This is a genomic window from Paenibacillus dendrobii, from assembly GCF_009807035.1.
GTDB lineage: Bacteria > Bacillota > Bacilli > Paenibacillales > Paenibacillaceae > Paenibacillus_AQ > Paenibacillus_AQ dendrobii.
The window spans coordinates 255,982-280,196 of record NZ_WUBI01000001.1; the positions used below are offsets into that span (position 1 = coordinate 255,982).

The following is a 24,215-nucleotide window of genomic DNA, read 5'->3' on the forward strand; positions in this document are numbered from 1 at the left end:
ATTACATATTCACATTTTTTCATTTCATGCGAGTTCTCATCTAAGATGGGAAATGCTCTATGCGCAGTTCACTAATCCAGAAAATGGTTAAGAGCTGCCTACACAGAATTTCAAACAGATGTACTTGCCATAATTCGGTTGTCAGATGAGTAGCTCGCGTAGCGAAAAAGTCTGGATAAATTGTTATTTTCACCCTTATAGTTACTAAAATCGATTATAATTAAATTTATGTTCAAGTCGATTACCTATCCTAAGTTAATAGGATAATCATATGCAAAAAGGCAGAGCGATGAATCGCCTATGCTATAAGGGTTATAGAGTTTTCGAATACACACTTATGTATAAGAGGAGGCGAATGATATGACGATAATGCCTGTTATAGTAATGATCTTTGTATTTGTCCCTACCATTGTACTCATGGTAAGCATGCCTTATTTAACCAGAGAGACGATTAGTTTTGGGGTCACCGTCAGCGCTGTACAATTCCACAGTGAGCCTCTGCGCCAGATGCGGAAGTCATATGCTAGGATTAGTGCTACCTTGCATACCATCCTATTCATTGTCTGTATCATCTGCCTAATATACGGTGATGAACATTCCAAGCAACAAAATTGGATCATTGTCACTTATTCACTCGCCATGGTCGTGATCTCCCTAGTCATAAACATTAGCTATCATTTCAAAATGAAAAGTTTACTACCTATGCTGCCTATTGCTCCGGAACCATCGATCATGGCAGTGGACACTGGATTTCGGAAAAGAAACATTGGCTTGTCTAGTAATTGGTTCCTCATTCATGGTTTAATTACTGTTGTTAGTATTGTAACTGTGCTACGCAACTACGATCAGATTCCTGATCAGATTCCGATCCATTACAACAGCAGTTTGAACGCAGACCGCTATGCAGCTAAATCTTATAGTTCTGTGTTTATGCCTACGATAATCCAAGTGTTCATAACACTTTTGTTCATATTTGAGAATTGGAGTATTCGCAGAGTGAAGCAGCAGGTTCGACCCACTGATCCGAACCGTTCCATCAGACAAGACGTAACTTTCCGCCGTGCTTGGTCATATTTTATGCTTACAGCAAGCTTCTTAATAGTTATCCTGTTTTCCGTCGTGCAACTAAACATGATATCTCTGCTTAACATGAATTTCGCTATCCCTATTATCCTAATCATAATAGCCCTTATCATTCTATACGCCTTCGCCTTATCGTTCTGGGCTGGTCAGGGCGGAAGCCGCTTGGAGCGATCTGCGGATCGCTCCAATATCAGACCTGTCCATGATGATGATAAATGGCGATTAGGTATGATTTATTTCAATCGCAAAGATCCAAACCTAATCGTCGAGAAAAGGTTCGGAGTCGGCTGGGGATTAAATTTCGGTCACCCAGTAAGCTGGCTGATTGGGCTCGGAATTATTGTACTGTTAGTTGTGGTGCGGTAACGCCATCCACATAAGACAAGCAGATTCTGTATATAGCCTTTCATTTTCTTCTTAGCTCGTTGAATTCTTTTTGTATATATATTGTAAAGCCGGGAAAATTCGGAGTAACGAACAGCAAAATGATCCCGTCCATTAAGCAAGTGATTGCGGATGGCTCAGTAGAAAAGCTGAGGATGCTGCGCTCCAAGCATTTCTATTCCTTCGAGAACTCACTAAGGTATCTGAAAAAGTCGGAGCGAGAATTCATTCAAAATAACCTGAAATAGAACAAGCCGGAGCATGGATTGGTCATGTGCTCCGGCTTGTTTTTATTTTGTTAATTTTTCTGACTGTCTTGCGTAGAATGATGCACTTTGGAGAGAGGAATGTCTATCTCGGCCTCGGCTTGGACAGTTTGGCTCAATATCTCGATCACATGCTCATGAAATTGCCGCTACGCTTTGCCAGATGGCTGATTAACTTCTTTGATTACATATTCACATTTCTTCATGAACTATGCCTCCAAAATTTAACAGTTTTCATATTCGATGATGTGTCATCAAAAATGCTCAACATTCTATTTGGAAGGCGGCAAAATATTAACACGTTTGGAGTAGAGGAATTTATGGAAAGCAAAACAATTAAGCACGTAGCCGTTTATTTAAGAAAATCAAGGGACGATGGTGAATTTGAAGACGTTCTCTCGAAGCATAGAGATACCCTTCTGACTTTGGTCGAGAATCGAAATTGGACCTATAGGCTATATGAAGAAGTGGCCTCTGGGGAAAAGATCGAGTCCCGTAAGGAAATTCAGAAGTTACTTCGGCATGTTGAAGACCTGCTCTATGATGGGGTAGTGGTCATGGATATTGACCGTTTAGGGCGTGGAGAAAACAAGGATTGGGCACTCATTAAAGATACATTCTTAAATTCAGAAACGGTCATTATCACACCAAACAAGATATACGATTTGGAAATAGACAATGACGATGTATCCTTTGACTTCATGTCTATTTTTGCCAGAATAGAATACAAAACGATTAAACGAAGAATGAAGCAAGGCAAAGAGGCCGGGGCGAAGAAAGGCATGTGGACAAATGGAAAGCAACCGTTTCCTTACTACTACGATAAGTACACTAGGTCGGCACTGGATGAGACGAAGCGTCCGATTTACCGAGCGATTGTAGAGAAATAACTTAATGGAACAAACCTTGGTCATATTGTGCCATTTGGTTGACGGATAATAAGATAACCACGCCATACAACATTATGCCTGATGGAAAGAACAAGGGATGGTCAAATATTACGGTTCAAAGATTGCTGGCAAGTGAGATCCATTTGGGTTATATCACTTATGGTAAAACCCGTTCCAAGCGTGGTCAGGTGGAGCTTGTCCCCGAAGAAGAGCGGATTAAAATCATGGGAACACATGAAAAGCTGAAAACGCCAGAAGAACATGAAGCAATTATGGAGCGGCTGCTTAAGAATCGCATGCTAAACCCCAATTCAAGGCGTAACATTTTTCCTTTGTCAGGTTTGCTGTATTGTGAGAAATGCGGTTCTCGGATGAGATTTAGAGTAGGTGAGAACAAGAAGCAGGGACAGCACTGGAGTGCATTGTGCTATCACCAGTACAAAGATGGCAGCAAATGCGATCAGCGCGGGAAGGTAATGGATGCTGATTTTTTTAATGCTCTGTATGATCGGATTATTCATGTAGACCCGAACATTTTACGGGAGATAGAATTGCATGGAAGTAGGTACAATGATACACAGGTTATTATCGAGGTCAAAGAGCAGGAGTTGAAGAAGCAGAAGCGGGCATTGGACAAGCTGCATGAATCGTATGAAGAGGACATGATAACGAAACAAGTGTTTTTAGAGCGAAAAGCTGTTCGGTCGAGGCAGATACAGAAGCTAGAGGAAGAGTTAAAGGATTTGCGGAAGGTTGTAGTAGATGAAGGGAATTATCCGACTGTGGAGCAGATATATGAGCGGATAGGTGAGTTTAGGGAGTTGTGGAGCATTGCAGTGACGAGTGAAGAGAAGAATCGGGCGTTGAAGAAGCTAGTGGAGCGGATTGTGTATGATCGGGAAGGAAATCGGGTGGAGTTGACGGTTTGTTATAAATAAGATCAAGTACTTTTGAAGGTCATTTCCACTGTCTCTGCACATGTGGAGTGCTGTGTGTTGCTTATTAAAAAGTAATATCTCTGAGCCACATTTACCTATATTAAAAGCCCTATCCTTTGTGAGAGGCCGCTGAAGAACTAGCAATTTTTCGGTGAGGCCAAGAATCAAGCGAATTAAAAAGCAAAAGCGGCACCTGATCCAGATTTTCCGGAAGGTGCCGCTTTTTTCAAGGCGTTTTTTCCTTATTCTTAGTCTGCCAGTTTCATTATTCGTTTCAAGTTCACCGCGAATATCGTCATTATCCCTTGTATTTGCATCCCTATTAGACCCGAGGACGACGCTACGTCGTACCGGTGCCGATGCCTGAGTTCGCAGTTCTTCGCTTCGATTTTGTAACGTTCCGTACCTTCTCCTTGAAATACTCCGTTTCTTGAAAAGTCATTTGCTCGTGGTTGGTCGAATTTGAACCTGTTGTCGTTTGCAATTGAAAAATTAATTTGTAATATTTTGCAGGACTTTGTACTGGGTCTATAGAAGTAATTCTAGTGTCATGGGTGTTTTATCATTCTAAATAAATAATTGAATAAACAGAAGGACGGCCGGGACGCTTGGTGAACAGCTATCTCATCGAATAGAGTGAAGATGGGGCTACAGGTTACTCCTACATCCATCCTAGGATTATTGAACAGATTAACCAAAGACCTGCATAAGTCTCTTGGGAGGGCTGATGGTTTTTCCAAAATTAGTAGGTTATAAAATATAAAACAAAGAAATACAGTTCAAAGAATAAATAAATAAAACTAAGTGAGGGAAGTATGGCGAAAATCCAAAAATATATTAATCAAAATAATTTCAATGAAAAGACAAATTTTAATGGACCAACACAAATTGCTGCAGGAGATATCATTAACAACATACTAAACACTAATCATCAAGAGGCAAAATACACGCCTGAACCAACATGGCGAAGCCCATTTACTATGGCTGTTTTAACGTGGATTAGTTTTGCCATTGCAATTGGAGGGTTGCTCCCTATTAGCATTAAAATAGTAAAAAGTGGTCTGAATGTTTTTAATGGAACTCTGAAGGCATCAGTAGGTTTTGAAAGCCAGATTTATCTAATATATGTAATACTGATTATCTTATTTGTGGTTTTTCTTAGTCTTAGGAGAATTGCCAAAAGTCAAACGAGGTACCCTCTATTTTTTAATTTTGCAATCAGTGGTTATGGCAAAAGATTGACATTAGAGAAAATACATATTGATAAATGTCCTCAATGTGGGGGAAAGATGAAATATTATAATAAACCAGTGGAATGGAGAGAGGTACAGTACAGTGATGGCAGAAGAAAGCGTGAAACTACAAAAAGGGTTCCTGCATTAGAGTGTAAGCGAAATTCAGAGCATTGTTATAGAGTTGACCCTGCCGAAGATATGTTATTATAGTTTTTCGTTAAGTGAATCAATTTCAAAATGCATTGACTTGAAAAATTACAGACGACGCCAATGTCATCGTATTGCATTTTTATTTTTATGCTGTTTGCATGTCTTGTTATTTGCTAACACGATCTACGATGAGCTTCATGCTGTTGTAAACTAAGGTAACGAGGAATCGTATATCTTGTTTCCACACATGTGGAGGTCGTAATAGGAATGCAACGAATAGATACCTAGAAATCCTTTGTTTTCAACACTTTGCGTCGTTTACGACTTTTACGAAGTATTACAATAATTCAAAAATAAGGTTCTTGAGGAAATGATTAATGTTTCGGTCGTGCTGAACCTTGGTTTGACGTCGAGTGTGTAGACATGTAGTAAAGTGTATGGAGCGTCTTTAATTAGACGCTTTTTTTAATGGACTTCAATGGGAGAGGAATTTCCAATGATTTGTCGAATAGTCTAATGATCGTGGTTTAAATCAATTTTGAATAGGGGTATGTATGGCTAATGAATCGAAGTAAATATTTCAATTATATAGAAGAAAAGCTGGAAGTTTTGGCAAGACGAATTGAAAAACGAGGAAAGATCAATTTATTGGATTTGAATATATATTCAGAGACGTTTTTTGCCGAATTAATGAATTTATTGTTTGGACTTACGTTGGTTAATATGAATATACTTAAACAGAATGTTGAAGGTATTGATTTGGTGGATGTAAACCACAAAGTTGTTGCTCAAGTATCTTCAACCTGTACAAAACAAAAAATTGAAGGCTCGTTAAATAAGGATATATTCCGTAGGTATTCAGGTTATCGTTTCATTTTTGTTTCAATTGCTAAGGATGCAACCAAACTTCGGGATATGAGTTTTATTAATCCACATAATGCTGCTTTTTCTCCCACGGATGACATTGTGGATATAAACACATTATTAAATGTTATACTGAGTATGGAAATCGACAAACAACGTGAGGTATTTGAGTTTGTGAAAAAGGAACTTGGAAATGATGTTGATCTACTTAAAGTAGATACGAATCTTGCGAACATCATAAACATACTTGCAAATGAGAATCTTGCTAACTGTATTGAATCGCCAGAGATTAATTCCTTTGAGATTGATAAGAAAATAACTTTCAATGATTTATCGGATGTCAAAGACACAATTGATGATTACAAGATATTTTACCAAAAGTTAGATGAAAAATATGCTGAGTTTGATAGGGAAGGCTCGAATAAAAGTTTTTCCGTTTTTCAAATTATCAAAAAGCAGTATACAATGCATCAACATGAAAAAGCTAACTCTAAAGAACTTTTCTACAGTATAATTGATAACATAACCAAGATAATTATCGAGAGCAAAAATTATATTGAAATCCCGTATGAAGAATTGGAGCTCTGCGTCTGTATTTTAGTCGTTGATGCTTTTATACGATGCAAAATTTTTAAGAATCCGGAGGGATATAGCCATGTTATTGCCGGATAATATACATCCACAGCTTAGCATTTACTATAATGGATCTTTAGTTTTGAAAGAACTTAAACAACATGCCAAACAACAAGTATTTGATCTGTATCAAAGGATTAAAAGCCAATATAACATGTCTTTTCCCACTTTCATGCTTTGTTTAGATTGGCTTTATCTAATTGATTCTGCAAAGATAGATGATGATGGATGGGTGGAATTATGTTCATAAAAACACTGAAAATAACGAGTCGCACAGGGACAATAAGGGAGCTGACTTTTCAATCCGGTTTGAACCTAATCATTGACGAAACACCATCCAATGATGATAAATCTACTGGGAATAATGTGGGGAAAACAACAGTATTAAAGCTAATTGACTTTTGTTTAGGGTCTAACGCTTCAATAATATATTCTGATACAGAGAATAAAAAGGAAGTCTATGAGTTGGTTAAAGATTTTCTTATAACCGAAGAAGTCTTGATTACTCTTATTCTTGTTGAGGATTTATCAGATGAGGCATCAGATGAAGTAATAATTGAACGCAATTTTCTGCCAAGAAAAAAGAACATTAGGAAAATTAATGGGGAGTCAATACTTGATAAGGATTTTGAAGACGAGTTACAGAGGCTTCTTTTTCCCGACCATAAGGCTGAGAAACCCACTTTCAGACAAATCATCTCTCACAATATTAGATACAAGGATGAGAATATAAGTAATACACTTAAGACTTTGGACAAGTATACTTCTGATGTGGAATATGAGACTTTATATTTGTTCTTATTAGGTTGTGACTTTGATGAAGGGGCAAAGAAGCAAGCATTAGTGGCAAAAATAAAACAAGAAGAAGCCTTCAAGGAAAGACTGGAAAAAAAGCAAACAAAAACAGCTTATGAAATTGCTTTAGAAATGATTGAAGCTGAAATAGCTCAATTAAATGAGAAAAAATCAAATTTCAATTTAAACGAAAATTTTGAAAATCAGTTAGATCAACTTAACTTCGTAAAATTTCAAATAAATAAAAGTAGTTCAAACATAAGTAAAATGAAAATTAGAAAGAATCTCATAGAAGAGGCCAAAAAAGAGATTGAAAATAGCAAAGCTAATATTGACTTGAAGCAATTGGAAGTACTGTATGCTGAGGCTAATGCAAATATCTCTAACTTACAAAAAACCTTTGAAGAGTTAGTAGCGTACCACAACAATATGGTTGTAGAAAAAATCAAGTTTATAGCTGCTGATTTACCTTCTTTAACTGTAAAAATTGAGACTGAAGAAAAGAACTTAAATACATTGTTATCTCAGGAGAAAGAGCTGGCAATGACTATATCTAAAGGTGACTCCTTTGAGGAGTTAGAAAAGATTATAACTGAGTTGAATGATAAGTATAGAATTAAGGGTGAATATGAAAGTATTATCTCGCAATTAGATGAAGTAGAGAAAAATATTAGTGAAATTGATGCTCAAATTAAAGTAATTGATGATGTTTTATTTTCAGGAAGTTTTGAAGAAAAGTTAAAAGGCCAAATTCATAAGTTTAATAAACATTTTTCTGAAATTTCTTTTGAATTGTATGGTGAGAAGTATGCATTGAAGTACGATAAAGTTATTCATAAAAAGAGCCAGCAGCAAATATATAAATTCAGCGCATTCAATGCTAATTTAAGCTCAGGCAAAAAACAAGGTGAAATTTTATGTTTTGATCTTGCAGCTATATTATTTGCTGATGAGGAAAAAATACCGAGTTTGCACTTCCTTCTAAATGACAAAAAAGAATTAATGCATGATAATCAATTGATTAAAGTTGCAGATTATGCAGGTAAAGAAAATATTCAATTGGTGGTTTCTATTCTGAAGGATAAGTTGCCTGTAAGCCTACTTGATAAAGCCCATATTGTTGTTGAATTATCTCAAGAAAATAAATTATTTAAAATAGAAGAATAATTAATCTGAAATTCAATTTGATAGAACCAAGAGAGCGCTGAAATATTGGCCGCTCTTTTTTTATATAGATATCCTGCAAGAGCCGATTGCCTGAATTATAGCGAAATCGGCTTTTTTTCGTTGAAGGGAGGAAAACGAATGAAAAAGGTAGTCGCCCTTGCTCCATTGTAAAAAGGAGAAGTTAATGTATCTGTGCAAAAGGCACATAAACCGGTGAACTGATCCCTTGGTCAGAAGCAACTCTTGAAAACAATCCCACAACCTGGTCATATCTATTAAATATAGCTAATTATTGACCCACACATACCTGTCATTGATGAGATGTTCGCGTAAATCATTTTAATACAAACTTCCGCAGCTAGTGCTGGCGGGAGTTTTTTTGTTGGAGAGAAAGAGTTTTAGTTATCGTCATCATCTTCCAATGAATAGTATAATAAGAACTTATAGGGGATTTCAATATATTTTGTTGTGTGCCATTTTAGATCATAATCTATCATTTCACGAAACTCCTATATCATCTCTACGTATCTAAAGAGACGCCATCCAGAATAACTTTATTACGATTACATACTCATATTTGAAAAACAAGGAGATGAGTTCATGCCAGCAAATAGCACCGCGGAGCAGATCCGCATTATTGAATACGATCCTTCCTACGCTGGAGCGGTCGCAGAGATGTGGAATCGCAGCAATGAAAGCTGGGGCGGCGGCACCAACCAAAGAACAGAGGACGGCGTCCGCCGGGAGATGGAGATTTCGTCCAATCTTCATGTGTTTCTCGCTGTTGATGGCAAGGAGGTGGTTGGGTTCTGTAGTTTCGCCCACTACCGTCATGACGAAGGAGCTTTATACGTACCACTTTTGAATGTGCGACCGGATTATCACGGATACAAGGTAGGCCGCAATCTGATTTTGAACGCCGTCCGCAAAACAGTAGAAGCAGGCTGGCCACGTCTCGATCTGTTTACCTGGGCAGGCAACACCAAGGCTGTGCCGATGTATAAGAAATGTGGTTTCTTCTGGGAAAAAAATGAAGATTACGTCCATCTGATGAACTTTATTCCAACCGTTCTGCAAACGGAAGCGCTTGCTCCTTATTTCGAGGAGCTGGATTGGTACGCAGACAGCACCCGCGAACTTCCCATCCAGCCGGATGGTCGCAGGGAGCGCGGCTTTGATTTCTTGGATTACACTTGGCAAAAGGGAGATCTCTCCTTGCGGGCGGAATTCGAGAAAACCGGGCGCGGTCTGACTGCTCTTGACACACCTGACTATGAAATTTCCACTGAAATGGACGACCACGATCTTGTGTTCGGTTTCACCTACAAGATCCGTTATCATATCAAGAATCGCTCTGCGACCGACTTGACGATTGAGATCAAAGGCCAGAACGACAAGAATATCCGTTTTGGCTTGGCTGCTGCACTAACGCTTGCTCCGGGAGAAACGATCATCGTGGAGGGCGATTTCGAGCTTGATCCTGTTCAGGAGGAGCAGAACGATAAGAAGACCCATCCGGTTGTCATGAGCCAATGGATCATCGGTGGCAAGCGGGCTGAGTTCCGCATTGGCGTCGCCCCTAAATTTCCGCTCAAGATGAAGGCAGTGCTGCCAACCCGGGAGCTGTATCCGGGACTTCCGGCCGAACTGTATCTGAACGTGGAGAATAATTTTGCCTCGGAAGCGGAGTTCTCTTTTGACTTGCCTGAGGATGAATTCATGGAATGGGCGGATCATGCGGTACGCTTCACGGTTCCGGCTAAGAGCAAAGCCTCAGTTCGGGTACCCTTCACCTTACGGTCTTATGGACTCTACTCGCGGGAAGTTGAAGTGACGGCCGTTCCGGCTGGAAAGAAGGCGGTCTCCTTTACAAGCAAGCTTTCTGCCCTAATGAAAGGAACACAGGGCCGTTTTGGCGGGGAAGCCGGGGAGCAGTGGGTCATCGTGAACGGCGCATTCTCCCTCCATTTGGGCAAGCTCGACAATTCAATATGGATTGATTATCCCGGCTCCAGCCACAACTTCTGGTGGACTTATCCCAAGTTAGGCAAGCCGTTCGCAGAAGAATTCTCCAAGAAACAAGCGAAAGAAATCAAGATCTATTCGGAAGAGGAGAGCCAGGTTCTCGAAGCCCTCTACGAGTCGGAAGACTTCCCGGGCTTGGAGATCAAAACGGTGGCTAAGCTATTCGCAAACGGAATCACTGAGTTTCATCATGAGATCTGTAATACCAGCAGCAAAGCACTGGATGAGAACGTGTATGTGCTGACGAATTTCGGTTTCTTCGGTAAGCGGCTCATCCTGCCATATCAAGGCCATTATGTGGACATGGGCGACGCATACTCCGGCGATCCGAGTCGCTGGGACAGCGCCCAGATCACGGAGAACTGGCTGTTCTGCAAAGAAGAGAACGTCACATGCGGAATATGTTGGGACCCTTCTCTGAAGCTGATTCGGCCGGAATACCCGCTCGGGCTGGAGCATAATCTTGGCCGAATACCCGCCGGAGATGTCGTGCGGACAAAGGCGACTGTGTTTGCTTTGAACACCTTCGCCAAGTGGTCGGATTTCCATTCCTTCGCCCGAAAGGAGAGGAATCCGGTCGTACCGTTGCTGGATGATCATCTTGAATTAACGCTCGGCGGCGGAAATCCGTTCGTGGCGGGGGCACTTCATGCAGAATTAATCGAAAGAAAGATGATTCCGCTTGCTGGGAGACTTGAACTGTATGTGCAAAACGATGGAGGAGCGGAGCGTGCAGCGGCAGATATCGAGCTGCAGAGGGAGCAGGATTTGAGATCCGCGGGATTTGAGCTCTCTCCTGAGGAAATGGGATCGGAGGGACACAGCGAATCCGGTAAGAAGATCCGGGTCGTTTATCACGGGGAGGATCGCGTTCAGGAGCGATCGGGGCTCTGGTTCCCTCAGAATGAAACAACCGTCGTTTGCGGAATGGAAGAAGGACCCGTTGGTTCAATATACACGGTGAGTAACGGAGTACTCTCGATAGCGGCTGCCCCTGAGTTCGGGAGCTTCGTGCATTCGCTGAAGCACCAAGGAGAGGAATGGCTGGACAGCTCCTATCCGGAAGCGGTTCCCCGTTCCTGGTGGAATCCCTGGCACGGTGGACTTGGCGTGGGAATTACCGGCCTGGGTGGATTTAGTCGGCAGCAGGAGCCGAGAGCAGTGACTTGGGCGGAGCGGATTGATATTCACGGCAACGTCTGGAAGGGACTGCGAATAACCACTTCCATCGAGAAGCAGGAAGCAAACCGGGGGCTCACCATTAACCAGCACTACCTTATGCTGCCTGGCGTCCCTGTGCTCAGTGTGCTGCATTCGGTGACCAACGAAAGTGGAATGGTTCTGCCGCAGTATTCGCTATCGGAGAATAGTTACTTCAAGCCATCACCAGTCTTTTCCGAAGGGTGGATGGAGTTCCCCGAGGAAGGCAAGTTCCCTATGGGTAAGGTCGAAGCTCATCTTGATTCCAAAGGGCTTATACGAATCGGTGCGGCTTCGCGTAAGGACATGCTGCATATCGTGAATCGTTATCCCAATCAGAAGGCTTCGGCTTATGTGAACAATAAGGTGTTCTCTTACGGCGTGAATCACCATCTTCCACTTCTGAATGGAGAAACCGCTTGGACACAGCCGACCTTTCTCATATTGGGAGAAATCGCTCTGGATCCAGAGGATGTCCGTGGCCTTCTGAAGCTGACTTTTGATAGTTCTACAGACGAAAAGGAGAGCACAAATGCCGATCATTGATATTCACATTCATCTGTCGGATATCGACAGCTTTCATCAAACAGCGGTGGATCTGTCCAAAGTCGATTACACGGCCGCTGGCCTTCAAGCGGAGTTTGACAAGAACGATGTTGTTCTCGGCATTGGAATGGGGGTCACAGAGCAGACGAAGGGAGCCTTTCCCGACTCTACCTCTCCCAATCCGATGGGACTGAACTTGGAAGACCGTGTTCCGCCGTTCTTAATGGAATGCGTAGGCATCAATCCGAACAGGCTCGACGGGAAGCACGCCTTGGAGGAATTAGACCGAATCGAAGCGAGGCTGCAAGCACCCGAGGTAGCGGGAATTAAGTTATATGCCGGTTACTATCATCATTACGTCTATGACAAAATCTATACACCGATCTATGAGTTGGCTGCCAAGTACAATGTTCCCGTGGTCATTCATACCGGCGATACGTATTCGATGAATGGATTGCTCAAGTATGCGCATCCTCTCACCGTGGATGAATTAGCCTACCAGCAGCGCGGTGTAAACTTTATGATCTGTCATCTGGGCGATCCTTGGGTGATGGATGCTGCCGAAGTGGTGGCCAAGAATCCGAACGTCTATGCCGATTTGTCCGGTCTCGTCGTCGGCGATCGGCCCCATTTTGAGAGGTTCATGAACGAACCCCTATTCATGGACCATTTTCGCCGGGCGCTGGTGTATTCCGATCATTACGAGAAAATGTTGTTCGGAACGGATTGGCCGCTCGCGCCAATTGACCTGTATGCGGAATTCGTCCGCAGACTTGTGCCTGAACAGCATCATGAGAAAGTATTTTACGAGAATGCCTTTGGACTCTTTCCGCGCATCCAGCAGCGGATTGCGGCGCTCTGAGAGAGCGGGGAGAGCACAGCCAGTGCGCGATGCGCATGACAATAAGAAAGTAAGGTGGGTTTGCTCATGTCTCCGATATGAAACCGGTTAATGACAGACCCGCGGCATACATCTGCGAGCACTTTAACTGCAAGGAACCGGTGACCGTATTTGTAGTGTTACATGAAGCTTTCGCATCAGCTACGTAACTAAGCTTCATAACGCAAAAAAGGTAGACATCTCATCGATGTCTACCTTTTATTTTTAATACGTCTGCTGTACTTCCACATCGATCTGGGCTGTTATTTCTTCATCCAGATCGAGGGTAATCTGCTCGCGGTATGCGCGGATGTCATATTCGCTCTGCAGATAGCGCATGATGGCTTCAATCATATTGGATTCGACCAGATATTGGTTTCGGCCTTCGGCTACGACTTCTGCGGAGTAGCCTGTATCTTCGTCCCAAAAAAGTTCGACTTGAACATCCTGAGGACGAATCCGTTTGCGTTCCGCCATATGGAGACAAATCGCATTGATAATTTCATCCATGCTGAGTATCAACATCGCTTAGTACCGTCCGTCCCGCGGATCCGGTTTGCGACGGTTCTTATACGCCCTGATGGCTGCGATAACGAGGGATATCACGACATACACGGCAAGAAGGTTGATAATCAAGCCCAAAATGTTGCCGAATGCTCCCATGCCTCCAAACATACCGCCGAACAGCATGCCTGCCAATCCGCCGATCATCAAACCTTTCATAAAGCTTCCGCCGCTGAAAAATCCACGTTTGGCTGTTGTGCCGGCTGTAGATTTGTTCGTGTTAGTGTTCGTCGACTTTTTGACGTTATCGGTTGTCGTCGATTTTTTCGGCGTATTGGTGAAGCCTTTGGTACCGGATCTGAAGCTGCTGCCTCCGCCGCGTCTGGCGTCTGCATTATCCGCCGGTACGGAGATGGCGAAGAAGAACGTAAATGCCATGATAATCATGATCCATTTCTTCAACGATTTGTTCATCATGAAGTAGAATACCTCCCGAGTATTTTGCTGGCATATTGAAGTGCCTACTATGCTTTACGTGCTTAGTATCTTAAAGTTTCATTTTTTAATAAAAAAATATAAAATAGTTTAAATATTTTTTGCTGCGCCGCATATAGTTGCCCATATGAATTTTTTAAGTACTCATTAATCTGGTTACACCGACTGTACGGGAGACTCTTTGGCCTGCTGTTCTCTCAACATGCCAAGTACCCATTTACACCAATCCTGTCCGGCAGTTGCATTAAATATTCCCTTTTGGATGAGAATGTAATCATAGAACTCGCGATTGCCGAAACCGCGCTTTTCCTCGGGAATGTTTTGCAGCATTTTGTGGAAGGATTCGAGTCTGCGCGAAAAATAGGCCTTTCTCGATTCAACGATTTCAATCGCATTATCTCGATCGGTCATCCACATGCAAAACGTTTTCATCGACAGCTCGTCCCGCGTCACGGGGTCCGGAAGGGGCATGTACATCCATTCCTTCAATTTTCGAATACCGCTGTCCGTAATGGAGTAAATTTTCTTGTCGGGCTTTTCCGACTGCTTGATCCATAAAGAAGTAAGTAGTTCATTCTCCTCCATTTGAGCTAGGAGAGGATAAATTTGGCTGTGTTTGGCCTGCCAGAACGGCTGGATTTTCAGCATCACATCATAGCCGGAACCAGGTTCTCTGGCCAAAAAAGCCAACAATCCGTAGGATAACGTATTCATTTGCAATGTCTCCCATACGTGATATGTTCTTTCATCAAAAAGTGTACACTTAAACTGTATGGTTTTGCAACCTGAGCAGCAAAAAAACACGGATACAGGTATCCGTGTTTTTGCTTGTATTTGTAAAGAGTTATTTTTGTGAAATTTTTTCGTATCCGTCGACCACAATTTCGAGTTGGCCGCTGTTCGGATCGATGATCATGCCGTGTACAGGAACATCTGCAGGCAGCAGCGGATGCTTTTTAATGAGATTAACGGTTCCTGTTACGCCTTCCTTGATGTTGCTGAATCCTTGCAGCCAAGAGTCCAGCTTAATACCTGAGTTGTCCAGAGTCGACAGCACTTCCTCGGACACACCGCGGTTTCTGATTTCCTGAATCATATGGTCTGCGTTCAGCGCGGCCATCCCGCAGTCAAGGTGCCCTACGACGATGACTTCATCGGCGCTAAGCTCGTACAAAGCGACAAGGATGCTGCGCATCACGCTTCCGAAAGGGTGCGATACGATGGCGCCGGCGATTTTAATGATTTTGACGTCACCGTTCTTGAGGTTCATGGCTTTGGGCAGCAATTCGACCAGACGCGTATCCATGCAGGTGATGATCACCAGCTTTTTGTCCGGAAATTTTCCGGTCAAGTATTGTTCGTATTGTTTTTCATCAACGAATTGTCTGTTGTACTCCATAATTTCTGATAGATGGCTCATAATGCATCCACAACCTTTCTTTAATTAAGTAAAATTAGTCTTCGCGCTTGTCCAGCAGTCTTATATTCTTACCGTACAGCTGACTGTCACCCGAGAGACGGAAGGAAGGATAACCTTCCTCCGAATCTAAATACAGATTCTCTTCAAAGTATACTGCATGGATCCGGTTAATCACAAAAGGAACCCCATTGCTATGTATGCTCATATCATATTCGTCCAGCTCCGGCAGTATCCACAAAGCCGGTATGCCATTGACTCCGCAGCCACAGCCCTCGGAATCAAAGACAAGCCTGACAGGCGAAGACTTTTCACCCATTTTTTGCTGCAAAAAGCGCTCTGCCCGGTCGGTTATTTGAATATTCATGCTGATTTCGGCTCCTTTGCTCAAAAATGTGGTTTGAAGACGAACGATTCGTATTAAATATTGATTATACTTTCATCAAAAAGTATCATCAAGAGGTAGGACGAAAATACGTGGCGAGGTGAATCTTGGAATGAATAATGAAGTGAAAGCAAAATTGGAATCATTTATGGAACTCGTTCGCAAAATTGGAGCATATAACGAAGCCATTTCCCTGATGCATTGGGATCTGCGTACCGGGGCACCGCGCAAGGGTGTGGAGCTTCGTTCCGGCGTGATCGGTACGCTGTCTTCGGAACAGTTCAAGCTGCAAGTGTCGGACGAAATGGGCGAGTACATATCCTTTTTTACAAACCCTGAGGTCGACAGCCAGCTCGATGAAACAACCCGCCGCGTGGTGAAGGAATGCAAAAAGAATTATGACGAAAATAAATTGATTCCTGCGAAAAAAATCGAGGAGTTCTCGGTACTTTCCGCGCATACACAGACCATTTGGGAAGAAGCGAAAGCGAATAATGATTTTGCTTCCTTCGAACCGAATTTGACTAAAATCGTAGCATTGCTGAAAGAACTGATTCAATATTGGGGTGTGAAAGGTACTTCGTATGACACGCTCCTGGATAAATTCGAACCGGATTTGACGGTAGGTAAGCTTGATGAGGTATTCGGGCGATTGCGTGATCGCTTGGTGCCATTGGTCGCAGCGATTCAGGAATCCCCGAACAAACCGGATACCACCTTCCTGGACCAAATCTTCGAAAAAGAACAACAGGAGAAAATGGGACTCTTCATTCTAGGGCAGATGGGGTATGACTTTGATGCCGGCCGTTTGGATGAGAGCGTTCATCCGTTTGCGATTGGGCTGAATTCCGGCGATGTCCGGATTACGACGCACTACCTCCAGGATGATGTGACCAGCGCGTTGTTCAGTTCCCTTCATGAAGGCGGACATGCTTTGTATGAGCAGAACATCAGCAAGGATCTGGCAGGCACGCCTTTGGCGTCGGGAACATCAATGGGTATTCATGAATCCCAGTCCCGCTTGTGGGAGAACATTATCGGCCGCAGCCGCGCATTCTGGGAACGCTATTACGGAGATCTGCAAAAGCATTTCCCTCAGCAGCTTCAGAATGTTGCTTTGGAAGATTTCTACCGAGGCGTCAACCGGGTGGAAAACTCTCTCATTCGTATTGAATCGGACGAGTTGACCTATAACCTTCACATCATTATCCGTTATGAAATCGAGAAGATGATCTTTAATGAAGGATTGGAAGTCAAAGACCTGCCGAAAGTCTGGAATGAAAAATATCAGCAATACCTTGGCGTTACGCCTCCAAACGACAGTCTGGGCGTGCTGCAGGACGTTCACTGGTCCGGGGGCGACTTTGGATACTTTGCTTCCTATTCGCTCGGGAATATGTATGCAGCCCAAATCATGAACACCATGAGAAAAGAGCTGCCAGAGCTGGATCAATACATCCGTGAGGGCAATCTGATCCCGATTAAGGAATGGCTGACTGAGAAAATCTACCGTTTCGGAAAGAGCTTGACGCCTGCGGAGATCATTATGCATGTGACCGGCGAGGAATTGAATCCGGATTATCTGGCAGATTATCTCGAAGAGAAGTACAAAGAAATTTACAAGCTTTAATCCGCTGACATCAATATAAGCAAAATAGGAAAGCTCCTGAGTATTTTCGGTAACGATTACGTTGCGGAATGCTTGGGGGCTTTTTTATTGTTTTCAGAGCTTGTTTCATCCCTAAGACATCCTCTAATCCCCGCAATTTTTTCGATAACAGTTTCATTAACCCTTTCCTAGGCGGATGCATATGATGGCATATGGCTTTAATGAGGATGGAGGAAGGCATATGCGGAAGAACACACGCAGGCTATGGATTGGACTTTTCTCCCTGGTCCTGTGCGGAATGATCTTTTCAGGTTGTTCGGGCAGCAAGTCCGAAGTGAAGGTGAAGGTAGGAGAAGTCACACGTTCCGTTTTCTATGCACCGGAGTATGTGGCTCTGTCAAAGGGATTCTTCAAGGAAGAAGGGCTGGATGTCGAGCTGCAGACGATCCCTGGCGGCGATAAAACGATGACGGCTTTATTATCGGGAGCTATTGATGTGGCACTGGTCGGCTCGGAGACATCCATTTATGTCTATCAGCAAGGATCGGATGATCCGGTCATCAACTTCGGCCAAGTGACGCAAACCGACGGTACGTTCTTGATGGCAAGAAACGGAGAAGGCAAGGTGGATTGGAACCAAGTGAAAGGGAGCACGTTCCTCGGACAAAGAAAAGGGGGAATGCCCCAGATGGCAGGCGAATTCACGCTGCGCAAGCACGACATCGATCCCCAGAAGGATTTGAAGCTGATTCAAAACATCGATTTCGCGAATATCGCATCGGCATATCTGTCCGGAACGGGTGACTATGTGCAGTTGTTTGAACCGCAAGCCTCCATTTTCGAAAAAGAGGGTAAAGGCCATGTCGTGGCATCCTTCGGGGAAGAAAGCGGTCATCTGCCATATACGGTATTCATGAGCAAACAGAGCTATATCAAGAAAAACAGCGATACCGTGCAAAAATTCACGAACGCGCTGCAAAAGGCGCAAAATTGGGTTCAGCAGCACAGTCCAGCAGAAATCGCGGATGCCATCTTACCGTATTTTAAAGATGCGGATAAAGACATCATTGTCTCTTCCGTTCAGCGTTATAAGGATCAAGGGACATACGCGACAGACCCGATCGTAGACGATGCGGAATGGAATAATCTGCTGGATGTCATGAGCCAAGCAGGAGAATTGAAGGAGAAAGTGCAGGCAAAAGCGATCGTGGACAACAGCTTTGCCGAAAAAGCCAAATCTTCCGTGAAATAGCATTCCAGAGCCGAAAGGAGAATGGAAGCATGGAGCCGGTAGTCGAATTACAGCATATCACGCATGTATACGTCAGTGACCGCGAAGCCTCGCTGGCCCTGGACGGATTGGATTTGAAGGTGTACCCGGGGGAGTTTGTCAGTCTTGTCGGACCAAGCGGGTGCGGCAAGACGACGCTTCTCTCGATCATAGCAGGATTGCTTCAGCCTACCAGAGGTGGAGCTTTCGTCTACGGACGAAAAGTGGAAGGAACGACTCCCGAGGTAGGTTATATGCTGCAGCAGGATTATTTGTTTCCTTGGCGTACCATTTTTGAAAATGCATCGATCGGACTGGAACTGACCGGACGATTGGATGAGAAGCATCTATCAAGAACCTCCTCCCTGCTGGAGGAAATGGGGCTTGAGGGAGCCAGAAATCTGTATCCTCAGCAGTTGTCCGGAGGAATGCGGCAGCGCGTGGCGCTTGTGCGTACATTGTCTACCGATCCCGGTTTGCTGTTGTTGGATGAGCCTTTCTCGGCCCTCGATTACCAGACGAAATTACAGCTGGAGGATCTCATATCCGAGACACTGCGGGAGAGGAACAAGACGGCCATATTGGTCACGCATGATTTATCGGAAGCCGTGGCGGTCAGCGACCGGGTCATTCTGCTGGAAAGCCACCCCGGCAAAATACGGAGAACGTTCGAGGTTCCGGAGCATATCCGGCTTGCCAGGCCACTTATGGCCAGAGAGCAAGATGGCTTTAATGAACTGTTTCACGAGATATGGCGCGAAATGGAGAACGCCGGTGAGAAGGAGTGAGGGGAAATGTCAGTGCTTAACGGCCGGATGAACACGAGTACGCCCGCTCTTCCGGAAGATGGCTTGCTGGATCTGCACAGGTCACATCTGAAGCGCCAGAAGAAACAGCGAATCCAGGTATTCTCGGTACAAATGGCTTTATTGCTGTTGTTTTTTGCGTTCTGGGAACTGGCGGGCAGGCTGAAATGGATTGATGTGCTGTTATTCAGTTACCCATCCAAAGTCTTTGCGCAAATTGGCAAGGATGCGGTCAGCGGGGAACTATGGGGACATCTTGGCATCACCGTCGGGGAGACGGCAGCAGGATTTGTGCTCGGGACGCTGTTTGGCACGCTGCTTGCGGTGCTGATCTGGTGGTCGCCGTTTTTATCCAAAGTGCTCGATCCCTATATGGTGGTCTTCAACAGTATGCCTAAGGTCGCCTTGGGGCCGATTTTTATCGTCATGTTCGGTGCGGGATTTTTATCTATTACCGTTACGACGCTATCCATCACGGTGATTGTGACAACGCTGGTCGTTTATAACAGTTTCTGCGAGGTGGATACCAACCTGATCAAGGTGGTGCGCGTCTTTGGGGGGACGAGGGCGCAGGTATTCCGCAAGGTGATTCTTCCGGCTTCTTTTCCCACCATTATTTCCACGCTCAAGGTGAATGTCGGGATGGCGTGGGTGGGTGTAATCGTAGGCGAGTTTTTAGTGGCAAAATCAGGCCTTGGATATTTGATTATCTACGGTTTTCAGGTTTTTAACTTTACTCTGGTCATGTCCAGCTTGCTCATTATTGCCGTTGTCGCGACAGGCATGTATCAGCTCGTCGTATATGTGGAGCGTAAGCTGCTGAACCACAGGCGGTAAACGGTACCATTTGTTGCGGAAAAAGGACAATTGCTGTGCTTAGATCCTTGACAGGCCCGTGTGACATTGTGTCCGGAGGCGAAATCCGCTACCATGGAATACGTCAAATGTGTGAGAAAGAGGCGGTTTCATGGGCTTTCGTGTCATTAAAACAGCGATTGCAACACTGATGGCGATCCTGGTAGCGGACGCGCTTGGTGTAACCGGGCCGTTATCAGCGGGCTTGCTGGCTGTACTGGGAGTGGATGTCACCCGCAAAAGAAGCATTAGAACGATATCTGCACGCTTTTTTGCTTCGCTGTTAGGTCTTGCTTTTGCCTGCGTGTTATTCGAGATTTTAGGCTATCACTATTGGGTGCTGGCGATTTATATTCTGGTCGCATTTCCGGCAATAGCCCGTGCGAACTTCAAAGAGGGAATCGTGACGAGCTCCGTAGTGGTCTTTCGGATATATGGAAGCGGCAGTATTACGCTGGCATCGCTTCTCACTCAGATTGAGCTGCTGGTCATTGGCTTGGGTTCTGCCTTGATTGTCAATTTGGCCTATATGCCGCAGGCAGCCGATCAGATGGTGGCGATTCGCAAAAGGGTGGATAAGCAGTTTTCTATCATTTTCGACCGGATTGCAGAGACGCTACGGGATCCTGAATATGTGTGGGACGGAAAAGAAATCATTGTGGCCGGCAAGGAGATTGCTGTAGGTAAAGCGGCATCGCACCGGGCAATGGAAAATCAAATGCTGCATCCGGACGAGGTCTGGAGCATTTATTTTTACATGAGAAAGGAACAGCTCGAGTCCATACAGAATATGATTCAGCTCATTTCGCATGTGTATCAGAAGCTGCCGCAGGCGGATGATGTAGCTGAACTGTTCGAACAGCTCAGCAGCGATGTGACGGAAGAAGTATATACGGGCCGAACCGAGATTTTATTGAACCGGCTCGAGAAGGAATTCAAAACCATGGAGCTTCCCACCACCCGGGAGGAATTTGAGATCCGTTCTGCGATTTTGCAGTTGATCCGGGAGCTGTCGCTTTATCTTAAACTGGCGAAGAAAAACAAAGCGCCAACTTCGGTCGCCGCACGGAAAGCGGTTATCGATTCAAACGAATAAACACAAACAATCCTCTGCCGCAGGCTTCTTCTGGAACCTGGTTCATTAGCAGGGGATTATTTGTACATTAAGGTAGTTATTCGACGTGATCCGGTGGGAAATCTCCCCCTTGATTTAGCGGTTTGACAGTCGTAGGTGTGACCTCGTACGTCCAGAAATAGCTTAAGATCGCTTTCTCCGGCTTGTTTTCAGTGCGAAAATCTTTTGCGCTCCAGCTTTCCTTCAGGGTTACAAGATATACGTCGCCGCTTTGTTTGGTAGCTGATGATGTGAAGGTTCCCGGCACGCGAATCCCTGGCTGGGGACCGCCTCCTTTTATGACTCCGGCGTTGGTTCCTGTTTTGGCTGGAAAGTCATCCTTGTTTTCTGTCTGTACGACCAAGGCAATGGCTTGATCGGCCGAAAAAATTTCATGAGGCTTTTGAGTGCTTATGTTCTCACAACCCCCCATCATAATGGAAGATAGCAAAAACACAACCATCCAAGATTTGATCTTCATATTATCCCCCTCATTTACCCGCATGAAGCTCTGATATGATTAGTTACTAAACGGGGAAAGATCGCAGGAAGTTGCGGATTATCGCTGCACGCAAGCATTTTCACCGGATAGGAAGAATAATATTTCATTCATTTATGCTCGTTTAATCAACAAATGCCTATGTCCTGCATACACTTAAGTGAATGATTGTATGGAGGAGGTTCGAAAGATGTCATTAAGCGATAAACATCAATGTAGAGAGATCATCACGAAAGCGATCTGCGGCAAAGGTCGTAAGTTCTCTACCGTAACACATACCGTGACTCCGCCTCATAGTCCAACCAGCATCTTGGGGGCATGGATTATAAACCATCAGTATGAAGCGGTTGCCGCAGGCGACGGAATTGAAGTTATTGGTACTTACGATATCAACATCTGGTATTCCTATGACAAAAACTCTCAAACCGACGTTGCGAAAGAAACGGTATCCTATGTAGAGCTGGTTCCGCTCTCGTACCTGGATCCGAAACACCGGGCTTCAACCGTGGAGGTATCTGCGGAGGCCACGCAGGAACCTAGCTGCGTTGAAGCCAGTGTTTCTTCCGGGGGAGGCAATGTCATCATCCGGGTAGAACGCGAGTTCTGCGTTGAGCTTGTGGCCGAGACCAAGGTACGTGTTCTGGTGTGCGGAAGAGGCCATGGGGACTACGAAGACAAGGAATTCGACTTCAGCGATGACGTAGACTATGACGATTTGGATCCTGATTCACTGGATGATGAATTGTAGGTCTGCGGGGCTGGAAAAGAGGTATGATTTAATATATGACGCGAGGGCGGCGGCGTAGAGGGCGGATGCCCTCCTTTTTTATTTTTAATTTCAAAAAAATATCTGCACATTTTACGACGCGAAATGAAGGGAGAGGACCGAATGAACAGTCAGGATGAAGCTGAACGATTCGGAAACTGGTCTGTCGCCCTCAGGCACGCCCGTTTGACCCGATCCGGGATCGTTTCTAACTTGAAACAAGCGGGCAACCCAAATGCAGATGGAGTGTACCGCACCCGCTACGCTGTTCATATTTCCGGCATGCAGGCCATTGGGATGGCTCGCGTGGAAGGATCGGCTCATCCCTTCCAAGTCCCCTTGGTGCTAAGTACGGAGCAGACGGCCGTTTCCTCTTCCCTGTTTCGCCAGCTCGAAAAAATGGCGGTGCGCACTCTTTATACGCTCGGATTAAGCTCTGGCGAGGTCCTGATCGTTTCCGGAGGCGGTGAGCGGAAATATGCGGTTGAAAAGGTAACGCCTTCATCGCGGCTGGAAAGCCCAAGGCTGATGAAGCTGTATCAGCGGGCGGAAACGGAATTGGAGCAGAGACGACAGGGCGAAGAGGAAACGGGTGTTCAGCTACTGCTTGGCATGGATCCGGAGTTTCTGATCATCGATCCTGTACAAAGCGGTGTCGTTCCGGCGTCCCGATTCCTGGACCGGGAGGGTGAGGTGGGATGTGATGCCGTCCACGGAGCAGATGGCGAGACAACGTATCCGATCGCGGAGCTGAGGCCGCGGCCGAGTTCGAGCCCCCGCGGCCTTTTGATCGGATTGATGCGAACCTTGCGAATGGCAGGCGAGATGATAACCGACCCTTCTTTGCTTTGGATGGCTGGTGGCATGCCGAAGGCAGGTTTGCCGCTTGGCGGACATCTTCATTTTAGCGGTATTGAGTTGAATGCCGATCTCTTAAGGGCGCTGGATAATTATCTCACCCTTCCGGTTTCGGTACTGGAGGCACCAAGCAGCCAGTCAAGGCGTCCGCGGTACGGTCATCTTGGCGACTTCCGCAGACAACCCCACGGAGGCTTCGAGTACAGGACGCTCCCCAGCTTCCTTGTCTCGCCGCTGCTGACTAAGGGCGTTGTCTATTTAGCTTATTTGATTGTTACTAATTACCGGTCATTGATGCGTCGGCCCCTTGAAGATGATGACCGAATACACCGGGCTTATTACAAGGGAGAGCGGGAACAGCTCCGCGAATGTATAGAGCCCATCATTTCTGATCTTCAGGCGCTCGGACAATACAAGGAAGTCAAAACGTATATTGATCCTCTCTTTCGTGAAATCCGTGAGGGGGGCATGTGGAATGAATTTCGCGATATCCGGCCGCTGTGGAAACTTCCCTTTCAGCCTTGATGATGATATTCTAGGTTTTCTGCTATAATAGAGCATGTGCAAAGTCGAGGTTTGGA

22 protein-coding genes and 1 pseudogene are annotated in these 24,215 nt (G+C 44.8%); 16 read left to right on the top strand and 7 right to left on the bottom strand.

The features are described 5' to 3' along the window. Positions 1 to 360: 360 nt before the first annotated feature. From GRF59_RS01015 to GRF59_RS01025, 3 genes are all read left to right on the top strand, one after another. On the top strand, positions 361 to 1,449 hold the full coding sequence (locus GRF59_RS01015; RefSeq protein ID WP_160495822.1) for a DUF1648 domain-containing protein: 1,089 nt from the start codon (positions 361 to 363) through the stop codon (positions 1,447 to 1,449). Between the two features lie 385 nt (positions 1,450 to 1,834). After that, positions 1,835 to 2,623, top strand: a complete 789-nt coding sequence (locus GRF59_RS01020) for a recombinase family protein (protein WP_160495823.1) — start codon at positions 1,835 to 1,837, stop codon at positions 2,621 to 2,623. A 38-nt stretch (positions 2,624 to 2,661) separates the two neighbouring features. Then, positions 2,662 to 3,561 (top strand): recombinase family protein, encoded by a 900-nt coding sequence (locus GRF59_RS01025; protein ID WP_160495824.1) that lies wholly within the window; start codon positions 2,662 to 2,664, stop codon positions 3,559 to 3,561. Between the two features lie 248 nt (positions 3,562 to 3,809). On the opposite strand, the pseudogene GRF59_RS01030 reads toward GRF59_RS01025, so the two are convergent. Then, positions 3,810 to 4,009, bottom strand: a pseudogene (locus GRF59_RS01030) (IS5/IS1182 family transposase); the annotation flags it as partial. Positions 4,010 to 4,376: 367 nt separating this feature from the next. Between GRF59_RS01030 and GRF59_RS01035 the strand changes: the two are divergent. The 6 genes from GRF59_RS01035 to GRF59_RS01060 all read left to right on the top strand — a co-directional run bounded on the left by GRF59_RS01035 (position 4,377) and on the right by GRF59_RS01060 (position 13,038). Beyond that, positions 4,377 to 5,006, top strand: a complete 630-nt coding sequence (locus GRF59_RS01035) for a hypothetical protein (protein ID WP_160495825.1) — start codon at positions 4,377 to 4,379, stop codon at positions 5,004 to 5,006. Positions 5,007 to 5,507: 501 nt separating this feature from the next. Next, positions 5,508 to 6,482 (top strand): ABC-three component system protein, encoded by a 975-nt coding sequence (locus tag GRF59_RS01040; RefSeq protein WP_160495826.1) that lies wholly within the window; start codon positions 5,508 to 5,510, stop codon positions 6,480 to 6,482. Then, positions 6,466 to 6,693 (top strand): ABC-three component system middle component 6, encoded by a 228-nt coding sequence (locus tag GRF59_RS01045; RefSeq protein WP_036651942.1) that lies wholly within the window; start codon positions 6,466 to 6,468, stop codon positions 6,691 to 6,693. The genes GRF59_RS01040 and GRF59_RS01045 overlap by 17 nt, the downstream gene beginning before the upstream one ends. Beyond that, positions 6,672 to 8,405: a DUF2326 domain-containing protein gene (locus GRF59_RS01050; protein ID WP_237391578.1), complete on the top strand. Its 1,734-nt coding sequence runs from the start codon at positions 6,672 to 6,674 to the stop codon at positions 8,403 to 8,405. Before GRF59_RS01045 ends, GRF59_RS01050 begins: the two co-directional genes overlap by 22 nt. A 600-nt stretch (positions 8,406 to 9,005) precedes the next feature. After that, positions 9,006 to 12,176 carry a GNAT family N-acetyltransferase gene (locus tag GRF59_RS01055; protein ID WP_160495828.1) on the top strand — a complete coding sequence of 1,057 codons (3,171 nt, stop codon included), beginning with the start codon at positions 9,006 to 9,008 and terminating at the stop codon, positions 12,174 to 12,176. Then, on the top strand, positions 12,163 to 13,038 hold the full coding sequence (locus GRF59_RS01060; protein WP_160495829.1) for an amidohydrolase family protein: 876 nt from the start codon (positions 12,163 to 12,165) through the stop codon (positions 13,036 to 13,038). Before GRF59_RS01055 ends, GRF59_RS01060 begins: the two co-directional genes overlap by 14 nt. A gap of 243 nt (positions 13,039 to 13,281) precedes the next feature. Here GRF59_RS01060 and GRF59_RS01065 read toward each other — a convergent pair whose 3' ends face one another. From GRF59_RS01065 to GRF59_RS01085, 5 genes are all read right to left on the bottom strand, one after another. Beyond that, positions 13,282 to 13,578, bottom strand: a complete 297-nt coding sequence (locus GRF59_RS01065; protein WP_160498059.1) for a YxcD family protein — start codon at positions 13,576 to 13,578, stop codon at positions 13,282 to 13,284. A 6-nt stretch (positions 13,579 to 13,584) separates the two neighbouring features. Beyond that, positions 13,585 to 14,037: a hypothetical protein gene (locus GRF59_RS01070; RefSeq protein ID WP_423802913.1), complete on the bottom strand. Its 453-nt coding sequence runs from the start codon at positions 14,035 to 14,037 to the stop codon at positions 13,585 to 13,587. A gap of 174 nt (positions 14,038 to 14,211) precedes the next feature. Next, positions 14,212 to 14,769 carry a PadR family transcriptional regulator gene (locus GRF59_RS01075; RefSeq protein ID WP_160495830.1) on the bottom strand — a complete coding sequence of 186 codons (558 nt, stop codon included), beginning with the start codon at positions 14,767 to 14,769 and terminating at the stop codon, positions 14,212 to 14,214. Positions 14,770 to 14,899: 130 nt separating this feature from the next. Continuing rightward, the gene (locus GRF59_RS01080) at positions 14,900 to 15,475 is read right to left on the bottom strand and encodes a beta-class carbonic anhydrase (protein ID WP_160495831.1); all 576 of its coding nucleotides are present in this window, start codon (positions 15,473 to 15,475) and stop codon (positions 14,900 to 14,902) included. A gap of 34 nt (positions 15,476 to 15,509) precedes the next feature. After that, positions 15,510 to 15,839, bottom strand: a complete 330-nt coding sequence (locus tag GRF59_RS01085; protein WP_160495832.1) for an iron-sulfur cluster biosynthesis family protein — start codon at positions 15,837 to 15,839, stop codon at positions 15,510 to 15,512. 130 nt (positions 15,840 to 15,969) lie between these two features. Between GRF59_RS01085 and GRF59_RS01090 the strand changes: the two genes are divergently transcribed. The 5 genes from GRF59_RS01090 to GRF59_RS01110 all read left to right on the top strand — a co-directional run bounded on the left by GRF59_RS01090 (position 15,970) and on the right by GRF59_RS01110 (position 21,493). Further along, a complete protein-coding gene (locus GRF59_RS01090; RefSeq protein WP_160495833.1) occupies positions 15,970 to 17,487 on the top strand; it encodes a carboxypeptidase M32 in 1,518 nt (505 codons plus the stop codon). A gap of 220 nt (positions 17,488 to 17,707) precedes the next feature. Beyond that, entirely contained in the window at positions 17,708 to 18,718 is a 1,011-nt protein-coding gene (locus tag GRF59_RS01095; protein ID WP_160495834.1) for an ABC transporter substrate-binding protein, read from the top strand. Positions 18,719 to 18,747: 29 nt separating this feature from the next. Beyond that, entirely contained in the window at positions 18,748 to 19,524 is a 777-nt protein-coding gene (locus GRF59_RS01100; RefSeq protein ID WP_160495835.1) for an ABC transporter ATP-binding protein, read from the top strand. 6 nt (positions 19,525 to 19,530) lie between these two features. Continuing rightward, positions 19,531 to 20,379, top strand: coding sequence for an ABC transporter permease (locus GRF59_RS01105; protein WP_423802915.1), 849 nt, complete (start codon positions 19,531 to 19,533; stop codon positions 20,377 to 20,379). Positions 20,380 to 20,509: 130 nt separating this feature from the next. Continuing rightward, complete coding sequence (locus GRF59_RS01110; protein WP_160495836.1) at positions 20,510 to 21,493, top strand: aromatic acid exporter family protein; 984 nt, start codon at positions 20,510 to 20,512, stop codon at positions 21,491 to 21,493. Positions 21,494 to 21,569: 76 nt separating this feature from the next. Here the strand turns inward: GRF59_RS01110 and GRF59_RS01115 are convergent, their stop codons facing one another. Further along, positions 21,570 to 21,992 carry a hypothetical protein gene (locus tag GRF59_RS01115; protein WP_160495837.1) on the bottom strand — a complete coding sequence of 141 codons (423 nt, stop codon included), beginning with the start codon at positions 21,990 to 21,992 and terminating at the stop codon, positions 21,570 to 21,572. Positions 21,993 to 22,200: 208 nt separating this feature from the next. Here GRF59_RS01115 and GRF59_RS01120 point away from each other — a divergent pair, with 208 nt between their 5' ends. Together GRF59_RS01120 and GRF59_RS01125 are read left to right on the top strand one after the other, a co-directional pair. Next, a complete protein-coding gene (locus GRF59_RS01120) occupies positions 22,201 to 22,758 on the top strand; it encodes an outer spore coat protein CotE (RefSeq protein ID WP_160495838.1) in 558 nt (185 codons plus the stop codon). Between the two features lie 141 nt (positions 22,759 to 22,899). Continuing rightward, positions 22,900 to 24,159: a putative amidoligase domain-containing protein gene (locus GRF59_RS01125; protein ID WP_160495839.1), complete on the top strand. Its 1,260-nt coding sequence runs from the start codon at positions 22,900 to 22,902 to the stop codon at positions 24,157 to 24,159. Positions 24,160 to 24,215 lie beyond the last annotated feature (56 nt).